The organism is uncultured Dubosiella sp., assembly GCF_964018005.1.
GTDB lineage: Bacteria > Bacillota_I > Bacilli_A > Erysipelotrichales > Erysipelotrichaceae > Dubosiella > Dubosiella muris.
Genome location: NZ_CAXHOA010000009.1, coordinates 43,611 through 59,714, shown reverse-complemented (window position 1 = coordinate 59,714; position 16,104 = coordinate 43,611). Strand labels below are relative to the sequence as shown.

Genomic DNA, 16,104 nt, shown 5'->3' with positions numbered 1-16,104 from the left:
TGTTTAGGAAATCTTTAGAAAATCCTGTCGTTTCTGCTTAGAAAGTTTTCGTATAGTACGTCCATAAGGAGAGCGCCCTTCGCGCAACATTCATTTCGCTCTCCTTTGATTGAGGTGATAACGATGGAAATGATAAAATGGATTGGAATCGGACTTGGAATCTTGTGGGTTTGCGCCGGATTCCTTCTGCATCCGATGCAGGAAAGCGAGGAGGAGAATATATGGAACATACAATATTAGTCGTGGAGGACGACCAGGGCATCCGCGAGGCGATTGGCATTTATATGGAAAACCAGGGCTATGAAGTCGTGCTGGCGGAAAACGGAGCCGACGGACTGGAAAAAATGAAAACGCATCCCATCCATCTGGCAATCGTGGATATCATGATGCCGGTCATGGACGGCATTCAAATGGTTGTGCAGGCGCGCAAGACGTACGACTTTCCCGTCATCTTTTTGAGCGCGAAAAGCGAGGACATGGATAAAATCAACGGCTTGATGATTGGCGCCGACGACTATATCACCAAACCGTTCGCGAGCATGGAGCTCATTGCCAGAGTACGCGCCCAGCTGCGTCGCTACGAGCAAATTCTCGCCTTGCAGTCGGGTGGCGCCTCCGAGGGGGACGCGCTCGTCATTGGCGACCTGGAGCTGAATCCGCTGACCAAGGAAGTGTCCGCGCATGGGGCGCCAGTGCACTTGACGCCCAAGGAGTTCGCGATTCTCGAGTTGCTTATGCGCCATCCTAACCAGGTGTTTTCGGCCCAGCAGATTTACGAGCTCATCTGGCAGGAGGAGGCGATCACGACCGACACGATTACGGTACACATCCGCAAGCTGCGGGAAAAGATCGAGCTGGACACGAAAAAGCCGATGTACATTCAGGTTGTGTGGGGGGTCGGCTACAAGCTTAGAAAGGATTGACGGATGAAAAAAAACAAGATTTTCTTTACGATCGCCTGCATTTTGACACTTGGTTTCGCCACGATCGCGACGTACGCCATCGGCCAGGGGCGTACGCTGCCTTCCACGCTGACGCACTGGGGCGAGCAAAGCCTGAACGAGGACATCGAGGCGATGGCGCTCTCCTATGCCAGGGAGCTGGATCCCGACTACGAAATCATCACGTTCGAGGACAACGCTCCGACCGAGCTTCGCAACATGGTCGAGCAGGCAGTCGAGGGGCTTGTGCTGGAATCGCGCCATCTTCTGGAGGACGATTCGAACTTTCAATTCAAGGCTTCCTACAAAAAAGAGAGCGCCGGCAATTTGGATGGCGACGCGCTGAAAAACGCCCGGCAGGCGACGAAGGTCGAAACGCTCGAACAGCAAATCATGAATCATTTGGGCTGGGACTATGGCAGCGAGCAGGTTGGCTACACGATCAATCCGCTGCCGGCCGGCTTCACGTTCGAATACACGCTCAAGGATCCGCTCGTCAACGATGGCGGATACGTGGCCTCGTTTATCGACTACGACTCGTACATGATGCCTTGCATCCTGCTTGCGGCTTGCGTGCCGCTCGCCCTGATTGGCTTGTTTGTGCTGTTGTTTCCATACAAGGACGAAAAGGAGGCGCCGCTCGTTCGCAAGACGCTGCAATGGAAGCTCGAGCCTTCCATCCTCTTTTACGGCACGTTGTTCACGTTTTTGTTCATGGGCGTGATCTTGTTGTCGCAAGCCTCTTTGATGGACGGCAAAAGCCTGCTGTTTGACGGCTTGCTTCAGGGCAACATTTACAAGGCGCTGTACACGCTGCTTTGGTTTGTGTGGTCGCTCGTTTACGGCTCCTACTTTTTGGTTCTTGTGTATTTGAAGCGCATCTTTTGCGAGGGAATCGGCCGCTTCATCCAGCGCGACACGTGGCTGTTTGGGATCATCCACTGGGTGCAAGGAAAAACGGACGCGCTTTTCGCCCTCGATCTTGGACGGCACAATTTGGATAAAATCGTCATCGCGATGGTCGCTTCCCTTGTCGTCGTTTCGATTTTATTCGCGATCGCGCCATTGGGCTGGATCGTGGCGATGCTGCTCATGACGTATGGCTTTATCAAGTTTTTTCAATACTACAAGCGCATCAAGGCGGATTACGAAAAGACGCTGGCGGCGACGCGGCAAATCGCGGCCGGCGACTTCGACAAGGTGCTGCCGTATCCGGTCGGTCCGTTCCAGTCCATCTACAATACCTTGCTGCAAGTCAAAAGCGGCTTCGAGATCGCGCTGAAGGAAGGCATCCAGTCGCAAAATATGAAAACCGAGCTCATTTCCAACGTGTCGCACGACTTGAAGACGCCGCTGACGGGCATCAAGACGTACGTCGAGCTGCTGGAAACGACGGACGACCCGCAAAAGCTCAAGGAATACGGTCAAAAAATCGAGGGCTACACGAACCGGCTCGACCAGCTTGTCGTCGACTTGTTCGACGTGTCCAAGGCGAACTCGGGCAATATCCAGCTGGAACGCCAGCCCGTCGATCTGGTGGAACTCATCGGCCAGGTGCAGGCCGAGCATTTGGATGAATGGGAAAAGAAAGACTTGCAAGTCGTCTACAAGCACCCGGATCATCCGGTGACGCTCCTGCTGGATCCAAACAAATCCATGCGCGTCTTCGAAAACCTCATTGGCAACATTTCCAAATACGCCATGGACAACACCCGCGTGTTCATCGACGTGAAAGAGGAAGCGGACACTGTCACGATCACGTACCGCAACATTTCGAGCCAGCCGCTCGACTTCGATCCGGACGAAATCGTCGAACGTTTCGTGCGTGGCGACAAGTCGCGGCATGAAATCGGCAGCGGTCTTGGTCTTGCGATCGTGAAAAGCTTTACCGAGATCCAAAACGGCGAGTTCAAGATCGACATCGACGGCGATTTGTTCAAGGCGATCGTCACATTTAAAAAATAATTTTATCGAAGGTGCCGGAAACGGCATCTTCTTTTTCGCTTTCTACAAAACAAAAAAAAGAAGGCACATGTCCTTCCTTTCCGCTATCGGGATTTCTTTTTAGACAACCCTTCAAGCTCTTCCAAAGAGCAGTCAAACACGCTGGCGATCGTTGTTTTGTCGACGCCGGCCGCTAAGAGCTGCTTCATCTTTTGGATATTTTGGCGTTCCATTTTCTTTTGTTGCTTCTCCATCTTCTTTTGGATCCGCTCTATTTTCCGCTCGTCGATAAGTCTTTGCTTCTCCATCCCCTGTTCCAGGATCCCCTGACTTAAATTGCACATCTCGCTGACCTCCTTTTCCATCTTCTCGCTCATGGGTATGTGAAATTCCTCTTCCAGCACCTGCCGTTTCTTCGGTTCCTTTACCTTGTTGGACAACAGCGTGTGCAGCAGCTTGTAGATTCCATCGTATTTTTCCGATCCCGGATCCCCAAGCCACAACATGATCCCCGTCATCAAGTCGTAATCCGACTTCTTCAGCTTCACGTTGCCCGCCACTTGTTTTTCCGTCATCTCGTACACGTTCATCGAATTGGCGCGGCTCTTTGGCGCGTCCATGCAGATCCAGATCGAATACACCTTTTGCAGGTTTCCGTAGTCGTCATGGGTGAATTCCACCCCATGCTGACTGGACGCCAGTCTGGCTAAATGGTACATCATCCTCGATACGAGCAGGTACTTTTCATTCTCCTTGTTTTGCGCTTCCACATTGATCAGCAAAAGCATCCTTCCTTGGCCTTTGGGAAGCAGGGCTCGAAAGAAGATATCGTAGCGTATCGTTCCCACATACAGATCCGTATCCTCGGTATTATCTCCATGAATGCGTGGTCCCTGCACCGGCACCACCGACACTTCCACGCCTTCGATGTATTTGTGCATGATGTCGTCGATCTTTTTGTCCTTGTATTCGGGCACGCATTCCTTCAGAATCCAGGCGAGAATGATCTTTTCGGACAGCAGGCGTTTGCACGCCGCGTCGTATTGCGACTGGTTTTCCGTGTTGTGGACAGCCTGCGCGATCGAGGTGTCCTGCCGCTTACATTGTAGCACAGCATAGGGTGGAGTTTCGGGTTTTTGTTCCGGTCCAAATGGATACGCCATCGTTGTTTGCTCCTTTCTGATCGTTTGTCTTTCTTGTGTATGGCACCGTTTTTCCTCCTTCCCAATGAATGTTTTATATACGACAAAACGAGAGAAAACCGGACAATATTTTAAAAAAAGTTAAAAAAGCGCAAAAAAGGAAGGGCTCCCGGCGTTCATCCAGCATTTGTCCTTCCTTTTTTCGCATTATTTTCTCATTCCAGCAAATCGACCCGGCCAAAACATGTGATCTTTCGATCTTCGTCGATCAGAATGCCACCATCCTCGTACATCGCGTACACCGGCTTGCCGGTTTCCTGCCGCACCTTTTCGATATATCCGTTTTGATGCGCGTTGTTGGCGTAGTGCACCTCGATGTCAAAACCATTCACATATCCCAAACCGGTTTGATACGAAAAATCAGGATAGTCCGCATCGGGCGTGATGTGGTAGCGGTCCAGCTGCATCATCGCCCCGGCGCTGTACCCGATCACGACGCCCGAAAAGCGCTTCAGCGCTTTTTTCAATCCTTTTTCCTTGATTCGCTTCATCGCAAGATCAGGCGCGCCGCCCGTCAGCATGAGCACGTCGGCCTGTTCGATTTTCCGGCGCATGTCCTCGGTCGAATCCGAAAAATAGCGAATCCACGAAATGTCCTCGTCGCGGATGCCGTAGCGAAAAAACACGTCGTGGTTGCTGCGGTACCAAATGCCCTGTCCCGGAGCGAACTGCCGGTTCCAGTCGGCCCCGGTTTTCGTGTCGTCAAAAAACGACAGCGCCACGACGCACACTTTCATGCCCGGCTTGAGCGCCTTCTTCAAAACCGGCACGCACCATTTCTCGTCGATCATGCTCGTGTTCATCAAGATGTTGATCATGTTTGATTTTCTCCTTTCAAAAAAAGAACACCTCGTCGAAGTGTTCCTCTGTGTTTTACTGCCGCACGATCTGGTTGACAAGATCCTGGTCTTTTGGCTGCGTCAGGTAGTCGGTCACCCGGTTGCCCGCGCCTGTCTTCGTCACCTTGATGTAAATCTGGCTTTCCTGCGGATGGGCCTCGTCCACCAAATAGTTGTAGCCATCCACTTCCAAATCGTACATTTTTCCGTTCTCGTTGTTTGTGAAGTACGTTTCGATTGGCAAAATCGCGGCCACGCGGTTGTACGCCTCGTCCACGATCGCGTTGATTTGATCCTGGCTCGCGTCGTCCATGACGTTGAGATGGACGCGCAACGTCGCCGACTTCAAGTTGACCGTCACGCCTTCCACGCCTCCGATTTCGCTCAGGCTCGCCTGAAGCTGGTCGAGCTGGTCCTGCGTGATCTTCGGGTCGATGTCCCCTTTTTGGAACCGGTTGCCCACGACCGGCTGGTTTTGCTGCTCCATGCTCGTAATGAGCACGTACCCGACCAGCACGCACGGAATCGCGATAATGATCAACGTCAGCCACACCAGCTTATGCCCTTGCTTCACCTTCTGCTTCGACGGCGTTTTCTTTTTCAGTTGGAATTTTTTTAAATCCGGCATCTTTCTCTCCTATCGTTTGGCGAGCTCTTCACGAATCAGCTCGTTCGTTCGCTTCGGATTCGCCTGTCCTTTCGACGCTTTCATCACTTGCCCGACAAGGAAGCCAATCGCCCGGTCCTTGCCGTTTTTATAATCCTCGATGGATTGCGGGTTGGCATCCAGCACCGAATTGACGAGCGCCAAAATCGCGCCGTCGTCCGACACCTGCTTCATGCCCTTTTCCTCGACGACTTGTTTTGGATCCTTGCCCAGCATCACTTCCTCGAACACGACCTTGCCTTGCTTGCCGCTGATCTCGCCCTTGGAAATCAAGTCGATCAGCGTAGCGAGCGCCTGCGGCTCGACTTCGATCGTTTCGAAATTTTTCGCGTTTTTGTTCAGCCACGCCGACATGTCGCCAATGATCCAGTTGGCAGCCTTCTTCGTTTCCTTCGTCTGCTTCGCGACCGCCTCGAAGTAGTCGGCCATCGCCCGGTCCGCCACGAGCACGCCAGCGTCGTAGTCGTTCAATCCATAGTCGCGCATGAACCGCTCGATTCGCGCGTCCGGCAGCTCCTCCAAATGGTCCTGGATGTTTTGGATCCACGCCGCGTCCAGCTGAATCGGGAAAATGTTCGGTTCCGGGAAGTATTTGTAGTCGACGTTGCCTTCTTTTTTCCGCATCAGGATCGTCGTCTTCTGCGCCTCGTCAAAACGACGCGTCGCCTGCTCCACCTCTTCGCCACTGTCCAGCAGCGCCGACTGCCGCTCGATTTCCGCCTGTACCGCCTTTTGCACGTTGGCGATCGAGTTCAGGTTTTTGATCTCCACCTTCGTTCCCAGCGTGTTTTCATCGGCGCTTAGGGAAATGTTCACATCGCAGCGCATGCTTCCCTCTTCCATTTTCACATCCGACACGTTGAGATAAAAGAGGTTTTTGCGCAGCGTTTCCACATAGGCCGCCGCCTCCTTGGCCGAATGCATATCCGGCCGCGACACGATTTCAATCAATGGCGTTCCCGCCCGGTTGAAGTCGATATACGTTCCCGTTTCCTTATGGAACTGCTTGGCGGTGTCCTCTTCCATATGAATGCGCTCGATCCCGATTTTTTTCTTTTCGCCATCCACGTCGATTTCCACGTAGCCGTCTTTTCCAATCGGGAAAAACTGCTGGGTGATTTGATAGCCCTTTGGCAAATCGGAATAGTAGTAGTTTTTGCGGTCGAAACGCACAAGCGGGTCGATCGCGCAGTGCATGCCCGTGCACGCCTTGATCGCCAGCTCGATCGCGTGCTTGTTGACACAAGGCAGCGTTCCCGGATGGCCCAGGTCGATTTCGTTGACGCATGTGTTGGCCACCTCGCCAAACGACGTCGGCGCGCTGGAGAACATCTTCGTTTTCGTTTTCAATTCACAATGGATCTCGATTCCGATCGTTACAAAATAGTTGCTCATGCTCTACCCCTCTTTCACCTGATTGGCCAGTCCGGTCAGCTCTTCGATGCCTTGCGCCAAGTCGAACATCGTCTGCTCTTCAAACGGCTTGCACGCCAGCAGCACGCCAAACGGCATGCCATCCTCTTTGCCAAGCGGCAGCGTCATCGAAGGATAACCGGAAAAGTTGCCTAGCTGCATATGCTCTTCCGCGAAAGACGAAGCGCCAAAACGCAAGTCCGCGCTCTCCTCGATGTGCGGCGCGATCGTCGGCGCCGCGATCGAAAGGACGCCATCCACGCCATCGAACATCTTCGCGTACGCGTCCACCAGCAGACGGCGGATTTTTTGCGCCTTGCGAAACAGCCGGTCCTGGTTTTCCTCAAACAAGGAATACGAGCCGATCACGAACCGCGCCCGGACATAGCTGGAAAATCCTTCGGTCCGCGAGCGCGTCATCACATCTTCCACCGAGTCGCCATCCACACGTCGTCCAAACCGGATGCCATCCAAGTTGGAGTGGTTCGCGGTCGCTTCCGCGTTGGCGATCGTCCGGTAAACCGGCGCGATCAGCTCCATGTACTCGCGCGGCATTTCGCGCTCCACCAACGTCGCGCCGGCCGCCTTGAGTTTTTCCTCGAGCGCCGCGAACGCCGAGCGGATCGTTTCGTCCTGCACCTCGTCGTTGACCGTCTTGAAAATCGCGATCGTCTTTCCGCTCAAGTCGCCATTCAGCGCCTCGCTGTACGCGCCCACCGGCTCGTTGGACGACGTCATGTCGTGGTCGTCCCGGCCCGCCAACACTTCAAGCGCCAGCGCCGCGTCTTTGACGTTCGTCGTGAAATAGCCCACGTGATCCAGCGAGCTGGCGTAAGGAATGATGCCATAGCGGGAAATGCGGCCATACGTTGGCTTGACGCCCACGACCCCGTTGTAGGCGGCCGGCTTGCGAATCGAGTCGCCCGTATCGGTTCCGATCGAAAGCGGCACCAGATCGGCCGCCACGACCACGGCGCTTCCGCCCGAGCTTCCGCCCGAGATCCGGGACGGATCGTATGGATTGTGCACGGCGCCTGTGAGCGCGTTTTTGTTCGTTCCGCCCATGCCCAGCTCGTCCATGCTCGCTTTAGCCACGATGACGGCGCCCGCGTCTTTGAGCTTTTTCACGATCGTCGCGTCGTAAACAGGGACATAGTTTTCCAAAATCCGGCTCGAGGCCGTCGTGACATGATCCTTCGTGTTGATGTTGTCCTTGAGCACGACGTTCACGCCCGCCAGCTTTCCGGTTTCGCTTTCCGGTTTTGGATCGTCGTAAAAGGAAACGACGGCGTTGAGCACCGGCTGGCTCGCTTTCATGCGCGCGATCGTTTCGCTCGCGCTGCGTTGTTCATTGATCTTCATCCTACTTTACCACCTTCGGAACATGGACATGTCCCATTCTGACATCTTTCGCGTTTTTCAGCGCGTCTTTTTGGTCGAGCACTTCCTCGACGACATCCTCACGCACGTAGACAGTCGGCGTCTCGAATGGGTACACCATCGCCTCCACGCCTGCCGTGTCGATCGAATCAAACAGCTCCACCTGCTGTTCCAGGGCGATGAAATCCTTTTTCAACGCCTCGATTTCCTCGTCGCTGAGATCGAATTTCAAATCGTTCGCGAGTTTTTTAAAATATTCGTTGCTGAATTTTTCCATTGTTTCTCCTTTTATATCGCCGTTGTGATGAGCACGTTCGTCGAGTCCTTGGCCCGCCGCATGAGGGCGTAGACATCGTCGTCGTTTTTGACCGTAACCACATACGCGCACTCCGTATCGGTAAACAAATTCATCTTTTCCTTGGCCTCCTGCGTGATGGCCATGACTTCGGCCAGCGTCTTGCCGTGGGCCGTCACCGTCAGCGACAGCTTTTGCGTCACGCCCTTGTTCAGCTTGGCCTCGCCCGTCACGTACGTGGCGTCGGGCAGGACATTGAGCAGCGCGTTTTTAAATTCCGTAAAATCGGCCGCCATTTCCGGGTCGAGTTCGGTGAATTTCGCGCTTGGCACCGTCGCCTGCGTCTGGTCGAGGTTGTGGAACGTGCTGTTCGTTCCATCGAAGTAGCCATCATACACATACCCGCCTGGCGAAGACGTGAGCGGATCGGAATCGAGCTCGTAGGCCGCCACGAAAATCGGCACGTTGACGGTCACCTCGTTAAAGCGCTCGCGCATGTACGTGACAAGCTTGCTGAACGTGACATTCAAATAGTTTTCCATCTTCTCGGGCGTGATCTCGTAGTCCTGGTTGTTGTAGTTGATCTTGTCGTTGACGATCAAACCTAGCGAAATTCCCGCCAGGCGGTCGTTGGCGTACCAGTCCAGCTCGTAAATATCCACGAGGATGATCCCGCCCTGCACGACGCCGTTGCCGGTGTCGAACTCCTCGTTGGCGTTGGGATTCAAGCCGTTCGGATTGCCGTCGCGCAGCGTCCCAAGCAAGCCGCGCGAGCCATCCGTGGCGTCCAGCTCGTCATAGTCCAAAAACGTGTGGGAGCGGAAGGCGACGTCGTTAGGCGAGAAATACTGCCTGGACAAGTCCATCAGCCCTTCCTCCATTTGCATACGCACATCCATATCCGAAATCAGGGAAACGTGCTTGACGCGCGTGTCGTTTTCCTGAAACGGCAGCGCCGCCGTGTAGTCGCCCGACGTCAAATACGACGCGTCGCGCGTGTTGGCGATGTCGCAGCCCGTCAGACAAAGACAAGCCAGCGCGGCCAGCGGCCAGCGTTTACGCTTTCGCATTGTCCACCTCCTGTTCGAATTGCTCCTCGCTCATTTGCGGCACCCCGAGCGCCTGCGCCTTGGCCAGCTTGCTGCCGGCGTCCTCGCCGTAAATGACATAGTCCGTCTTTTTCGAAACGGAACCCGCGACGTTGGCGCCAAGCGATTCGAGAATCTTTTTCGCTTCGTTGCGCGCCATCTTGAGCCTGCCGGTCAGCACCACCGTTTTTCCTGTGAAAACCGACTCTTTTTTCTCGACGCGCTCCTGCGTCATGTTCACGCCTTCCCGCTTCAAAAACTCGATCAGCTCGACGTTTTCCTGCTCCGAGAAATAGGCGCGGATGCTTTGCGCGGTGACGCCGCCAATAAACTTGACCGCGGCCAGCTCGTCTTCGCTGGCGGCGCGAATGGCGTCCATGCTGCCAAAGTGCTCCGCCAAAATCGCGGCTCCCTTCTTGCCGACCAGCCGGATGCCTAATCCAAAAAGCAAGTTGGCGAGAGGCCTTTTTTTGGACGCCTCGATGTGCTCCAGCAGCTTGTCGACGCCTTTTTGCGAATACCCCTTCTTTTCCAGCAGCTCTTCGCGGCGGCGATGCAGGCGGTAAATGTCCTCGATCGAGTTCAGGAAATGCCACTCGTGCAGCTGTTCGATCTTTTTGTCTCCGAGCGAGTCGATGTCCATAGCGTCGCGCGAGGCGAAATGGATCATGCTTTCGACGATACGGGCCGGGCAGTCCGGATTGATGCAAAAATGCTCGGCCTCCCCTTCGAGCCGGACAAGCTTGCTGCCGCACACCGGACAGTCGGTTGGATACTGGTAGGGGATCTGGGTGTCGTCGCGGCGCTCGGGCACGCTTTTGACGACTTCCGGAATGATTTCACCCGCTTTGCGGATGACGACGATGTCGTTGATTCGCAAGTCTTTGGACTTGATCATGTCCTCGTTGTGCAGCGTCGCTTTGGAAACGAGCGTGCCCGCCACGCGGACTGGTTCCAAAACGGCGTTGGGCGTGATCCGGCCGGTCCGGCCCACGCTGACGAAAATGTCCAGAAGGCGGGTTTGCACTTCTTCGGCCGGAAACTTGTACGCCGTCGCGTAGCGGGGCGCCTTGGCGGTAATGCCCATGCGCTGCTGGTCCTCGAGGTCGTTGAGCTTGATGACCATGCCGTCGATTTCGTACGGAAGCTCGCCGCGCTGCCGGCCGATTTCCTCGATGAAATCGTAAATCTCGTCGGCGGTTTTGCACACCTTGCGAATCGGATTGACGCGGAAGCCCATGTCTTTCATCGCGTCCAGCGCCGCTTCCTGCGTGCGCAAGCCAAAATCGCGGGCGTTTTGAAAATAATACCAGTACGCGTCGAGTTTGCGATGCAGGCAAACCGTCGAATCCAAATTGCGGATCGAGCCGGCGGCCGCGTTGCGCGGATTGGCGAACAGCGGCAAATGAAGCGTCGCCTGCAGCGTATTGAGGTTTTCAAAGCTCTTTTTCGGCATATACACTTCGCCGCGAACCTCGACGCGTTCCCTGGTGTCGATGTACATCGGAATGCTGGCGATGGTGCGCACGTTGTTAGAGACATCCTCCCCCGTCACGCCGTCCCCGCGCGTTACGGCGCGCACGAAGCGGCCGTTTTCGTATTCCAGCGACATGGCCAGTCCGTCGTACTTGCATTCGACGACAAATTCGGGGTCCTTCGCCTCCTTGGCGACGCGGTTGACAAATTCTTCGATTTCCTCTTTGTTGAAGACGTTGCCCAAAGAAAGCATGCGCTGGGCGTGGACGACTTTTTCAAACCCTTCCATGACCTGGCCGATAATGCGGCGGCTTGGCGAGTTGGGATCGTCCAGTTCCGGATGCTTTTCCTCCAAAGCGATGAGCTCCTGCATCAGGCGGTCGTATTCCTGGTCGCTGACGCTGGGCGCGTCGTTGTCGTAATATTCTATGGCGTATTTTTCCAGCAGCTTTCGCAGCTGTTCGATTCGTTGTTGTTCTGTCAGTTGTGTCCTCATTGTATTTCCACCTTGAACCTTAATTATACCACTAACGGACCGGTTCCATCATGCTTTATGGATCGAGGGATGCGACAAGTCGATTTTTTTGATGCCGAATTTGTGGCCAAACGCCACTTTGCCAACCGTCCCGTCGATGTCGACGACAACGCCCTGGCCGTACTTGTCGTGATCGACCACATCGCCCCGGCGGTATTTGCCGGCCGCTTTTTTATTTTTGGAAGACGGCGCGGCAACCGGCGCGCTTTGCCTGGCGTACGGCAGCTCCATCAAAAACCTCGATGGCGTTTTGAAGGTTTGAAGCACGTAGCTGAATCCGTTGCTCCATGTGACGACCAGGCTTTTTTTCGCGCGGGTCATCGCGACGTACAACAGCCGCCGCTCCTCCTCCAAAGCCCGTTTTCCTCCCTCGTCCAGCGAATGGCCGCTAGGAAAGATGCCGTCGTTGAGATCGACGACGAACACGACCGGAAACTCCAGCCCTTTGGAGGCGTGGACGGTCATCATCGTCACCCCGCCTTCGCCAGCGCCTTCCTGCTCTTTGTCGGTAAAGAGCGCGATATCCTGCAAATACTGTTCGAGCGTCGTGTTCGGATCGGCTTTGAGGGCGTCGGCGATATCGGAACGAAGCTCCATGATGTTTTCGAGCCGGTCTTCCTCTTTGGTCCCTTCCAGCATCGCTTTGTAGCCGCTGTTTTCCAGCAGCGCGTCAAACATCGCCAGCAGTCCGGACGCGTGCCGTATGGCTTTCAAGTCCTCGATCATGTCGTAAAACTTGACGAGCTTGGCGGTCGTCGACTTGGCGAACCCTTCCGGATGCGAGAGGACGTCGTACAAATTCAAATGCTCGGCCGACGCCTGCGCCCGGATTTTGTCGAGCGTCTTTTCCCCAATGCTTCGTTTGGGCACGTTGATGACCCGCGTCACGGCCAGATCGAGCGCGAAGCGGTCCGGATCGTCCTCGTCAACATCCGTGCAAAGCCGCAAATACGACAAGATGTCCTTGATTTCCTGCCGCTCGTAAAAGCGGATGCCGCCATAAATGCGGTACGGAAGGCCAATCGAGCGAAACGCCTTTTCAAAAGCGCGCGACAAGTAGTTGGAGCGATACAGAATGGCGATGTCGTTGTAGGCGACACCCTGCTTGTGGAATTCCTGGATCTTGCGGGCGACAAACAACGGCTCCTCGCTGTCTTCGATTGCCTCGTGGTACACGATGGGCTCGTCCTCCTCGCGGCTGGTGAACAGCTCCTTTTCGATGCGGTCCATGTTGTTGGCGATCAGCTGGTTGCTCGCCTCCAAAATGGAGCGGGTCGAACGGTAGTTCTCGTTAAGAATAATGGTGCGGCAAGGAACGAAATCCTGGTCGAAGCGCAAAATGATATCCACGCTGGCGCCCCGCCACGTGTAAATCGTCTGGTCGGGGTCGCCGACGACGCACACCCGGGTCGCGGGCGCGCAAAGCTGCCGGATGATGGAATACTGGATCGGATCGACGTCCTGGAACTCGTCGACGTGAATGTACTCCAGCCGGTTTTGCCATTTGTCGCGGATCGCCGGCTCCGTTTTGAGCAAGCGGTCTGTTTCCCAGAGCAAGTCGTCAAAATCCATCGCTTTCATTTCCTTGCGGGTCTTTTCGTAGTGCTCGTACAAGAAGGCGAACGTCTTGTGGTGCCGCCCGGCCAGCTTCTGGGCCTGCTCGACGGAGACGTCCGAGGACTTGTTGTTGGAAATATAGGAAATGACCGCGCCGGGCGCGGCTTCGCTTTTGTCGATGCCGTTTTCCTTGACGAGCCGGCGCAAAATGGACTTTTGATCGTCGGGATCGAGAATCGCGAACGATTTCGGGTAGCCGAGCGCCTGTCCGTCCTCGCGCAGGATGCGCACGCAAAGCGAGTGGATCGTCGAGATGCGCACATCCGAAGCGACATCGCCAATCATGGCGCGCAACCGCTCTTTCATCTCGTTGGCGGCTTTGTTCGTGAACGTGATGGCCATGATGCGCCATGGCAGGATGCCGACTTCGTTGATCAAGTACGCGATGCGGGCCATCAGGACGCGGGTTTTTCCCGATCCGGCGCCGGCGATGATGCGCACGTGCTCGTCGATCGTCGTCGCGGCTTCGCGCTGCGGCTCGTTTAATGTATGTAAACTTGTTTCAAGCATAATTTATCACCGTTCTTCATTTTACCATACTTCATGGTTTCGCTCGGGAAATTCTTGGATTTGTCCGAATCCGCCCCGGTTTCCCGTTTCGGAATTTTCTTTTGGGTGCAAAGATGGTACTATAAACTTGGTGATTTTATGAAAAAAGTGAAAAAGAAGGACGTATCCGTCCTGAATCAACCCCCTATAGATACGACACCGAAGAAACCGAAAACGCCGAAAAAATGGCTGGACTGGATCGAATGGGTCCTGGCTTTGGCCGTGACGGTCTTTTTGCTGTTTTGTCTATATCGTTTGAGCATGTTCGAACTGCAAATCGTGCTCAGCATTGCCGGCGTCCTGCTCGCTTTCGTTTTGATTTTGCTCATTTTGCTGATCAAGCGAAAAAGCGGCGGCTGGAAAGCGACGCTGTATCGAATCGTCCTGCTGCTGTATATCGCGGGGGCCGGTTTTGGCGCCTACACGCTCAACAACACGTACGTGACGCTCAACGACATCACGTCCGCCAGACAAAGCGTGATCCAGATCGACTTGCTCACGAAAGCCGATTCCAGTCTGGATTCCGTCGAGGATTTCGCCAAAAAGAAAATCGGCTACTCGAACCACGCGGACTCGTTTGCGTCCAGCGCGGCGATGGCGGACATCAACACGCAAACCGCCACGGTCGAGTACGTGGACATGAACGACTACCAGCAACTGTACGAGAAGCTGCAGGCCGGCGAGATCGACGGCCTGCTCATTCCGCACAACCGGATCTCGCTGCTGCGCGAGGAGTACAAGTCGATTGAAAAGGACACCAAGACGATCGAGACGTTCAAGGCCGAGCGCGAAATCACGCCGGTGACGTCGAACATCGACATTTCCAAAGAGCCGTTTGTCGTCTACGTGGCCGGCATCGACGAAGGGGACGATCCTTCGATCGACGCGCGCAGCGACGTCAACATTCTCGTGATGGTGGATCCGCAAAACAACCAGATGACGACGGTGTCGATTCCGCGCGACAGCTACGTGCCTAATCCCGCTTTGGAAAACGGGTCGGACAAGCTGACGCATTTGGGCAACGACGGCGCCCTCAACAGCATGGAGGGCATCGAGGAGGCGTTTGGCATCGACATCGACTACTACGCCAAGGTGAACTTCCAGTCGCTCATCCATATCGTGGACGCGCTGGGCGGCGTGGACGTGGATGTCAAAATCGACTTCAACGAGCAAGACGAGAACCGCAGCTTTAAAAAGAGCGACAAGATTTATTTGAAAAAGGGAATGCAGACGCTCAACGGCAAAGAGGCGCTCGCCTACGCCCGCCACCGCAAGACGGAAGGCTATGGCACGACGGGTCGCGAAAACGCCCAGCAGCAAATCATTCAGGCGATCATGAAAAAGCTGACGACGGCCGAAGGCATTTCCCACATCAACGACTTGATGAATGTCGCCAGCAAATACGTGGCGACCAACATGCCGCTTTCGGCCATCCAGTCGTTCGTTTCCAAACAGCTGCGCGACGTGAAGCCGTGGAGCGTGGATTCGATCACACTCAAGGGCGGAACGGACGCGACGCTGACGACCGTCTCGATGCCAAGTCTGCCGCTGAGCTGCTACTTGCTCAGTCCTGGCGACATCGTGAAAGTGTACAACGCCTACCAGCGCATGTACGACTCGTCGCCGATGAAAAACTTCGCGTTCAACTTGAGCACGAACCCGCAATGCACGATCAAATACCCGAAAGATCAAAGCGTCAGCGAGTTCATGATTACGAGCGCCGCGGCCGACCGCCTCAACCCGTACAGCGTGTACTACGGCATCGACCGGGTGGATTCTTCCAACGCGGGGGCTTCCGAACAGCGGGCGCAAACCAACAACATTGAAATCGTCGTTCCGCAAGCGCCGGTTTACGATTATTACGTCCCTTCCCAGCCGGACTATGTGCCGGACACGGGAGGCGAAAACACGGGCTCGAGCGAGCCGGTCACGCCGCCGGCCACCGATCCGGGCACGGGCGATGGAGATGGAACGACAACCACGCCGCCATCCACCGATCCGGGCACGGGCGATGGGGGTGGAACGACGACGCCACCAGCCACCGATCCGGGTACGGGCGATAATGGCGGTTCCACGACACCATCCGAACCGGTCACGCCGCCGGCGGATACCGGAACAGCGGAATAGAAAAAAATGGATAAAAAAGATCCCGGCAGGA

The 16,104-nt window shown here is 55.1% G+C and carries 12 protein-coding genes; 3 read left to right on the top strand and 9 right to left on the bottom strand.

Annotated elements, in window-relative coordinates; all coding sequences use genetic code 11:
* The first annotated feature begins 221 nt into the window (after positions 1–221).
* Together ABNS49_RS07615 and ABNS49_RS07610 are read left to right on the top strand one after the other, a co-directional pair.
* A complete protein-coding gene (locus ABNS49_RS07615; RefSeq protein ID WP_135979566.1) occupies positions 222–923 on the top strand; it encodes a response regulator transcription factor in 702 nt (233 codons plus the stop codon).
* A gap of 3 nt (positions 924–926) precedes the next feature.
* The gene (locus ABNS49_RS07610; RefSeq protein ID WP_135979567.1) at positions 927–2,906 is read left to right on the top strand and encodes a sensor histidine kinase; all 1,980 of its coding nucleotides are present in this window, start codon (positions 927–929) and stop codon (positions 2,904–2,906) included.
* Between the two features lie 83 nt (positions 2,907–2,989).
* On the opposite strand, the gene ABNS49_RS07605 is transcribed toward ABNS49_RS07610, so the two are convergent.
* The 9 genes from ABNS49_RS07605 to ABNS49_RS07565 all read right to left on the bottom strand — a co-directional run bounded on the left by ABNS49_RS07605 (position 2,990) and on the right by ABNS49_RS07565 (position 13,907).
* Entirely contained in the window at positions 2,990–4,048 is a 1,059-nt protein-coding gene (locus tag ABNS49_RS07605; RefSeq protein ID WP_135979568.1) for a hypothetical protein, read from the bottom strand.
* A gap of 194 nt (positions 4,049–4,242) precedes the next feature.
* Positions 4,243–4,905, bottom strand: coding sequence for a Type 1 glutamine amidotransferase-like domain-containing protein (locus ABNS49_RS07600; protein ID WP_135979569.1), 663 nt, complete (start codon positions 4,903–4,905; stop codon positions 4,243–4,245).
* Between the two features lie 55 nt (positions 4,906–4,960).
* Positions 4,961–5,554, bottom strand: coding sequence for a hypothetical protein (locus tag ABNS49_RS07595; RefSeq protein WP_135979570.1), 594 nt, complete (start codon positions 5,552–5,554; stop codon positions 4,961–4,963).
* Positions 5,555–5,563: 9 nt separating this feature from the next.
* Positions 5,564–6,988, bottom strand: a complete 1,425-nt coding sequence (gene gatB / locus ABNS49_RS07590) for an Asp-tRNA(Asn)/Glu-tRNA(Gln) amidotransferase subunit GatB (protein WP_135979571.1) — start codon at positions 6,986–6,988, stop codon at positions 5,564–5,566.
* 3 nt (positions 6,989–6,991) lie between these two features.
* Entirely contained in the window at positions 6,992–8,368 is a 1,377-nt protein-coding gene (locus ABNS49_RS07585; RefSeq protein WP_135979572.1) for an amidase family protein, read from the bottom strand.
* Between the two features lies 1 nt (position 8,369).
* Positions 8,370–8,663, bottom strand: a complete 294-nt coding sequence (gene gatC / locus ABNS49_RS07580; protein WP_135979573.1) for an Asp-tRNA(Asn)/Glu-tRNA(Gln) amidotransferase subunit GatC — start codon at positions 8,661–8,663, stop codon at positions 8,370–8,372.
* An 11-nt stretch (positions 8,664–8,674) separates the two neighbouring features.
* On the bottom strand, positions 8,675–9,751 hold the full coding sequence (locus ABNS49_RS07575) for a CamS family sex pheromone protein (RefSeq protein ID WP_135979574.1): 1,077 nt from the start codon (positions 9,749–9,751) through the stop codon (positions 8,675–8,677).
* Complete coding sequence (ligA, locus tag ABNS49_RS07570; protein WP_135979575.1) at positions 9,738–11,741, bottom strand: NAD-dependent DNA ligase LigA; 2,004 nt, start codon at positions 11,739–11,741, stop codon at positions 9,738–9,740. Before ligA ends, ABNS49_RS07575 begins: the two co-directional genes overlap by 14 nt.
* Before the next feature lie 48 nt (positions 11,742–11,789).
* On the bottom strand, positions 11,790–13,907 hold the full coding sequence (locus ABNS49_RS07565; RefSeq protein ID WP_135979576.1) for a UvrD-helicase domain-containing protein: 2,118 nt from the start codon (positions 13,905–13,907) through the stop codon (positions 11,790–11,792).
* Between the two features lie 138 nt (positions 13,908–14,045).
* Between ABNS49_RS07565 and ABNS49_RS07560 the strand changes: the two genes are divergently transcribed.
* Positions 14,046–16,073, top strand: coding sequence for an LCP family protein (locus ABNS49_RS07560; protein ID WP_305084712.1), 2,028 nt, complete (start codon positions 14,046–14,048; stop codon positions 16,071–16,073).
* Positions 16,074–16,104: the final 31 nt, after the last annotated feature.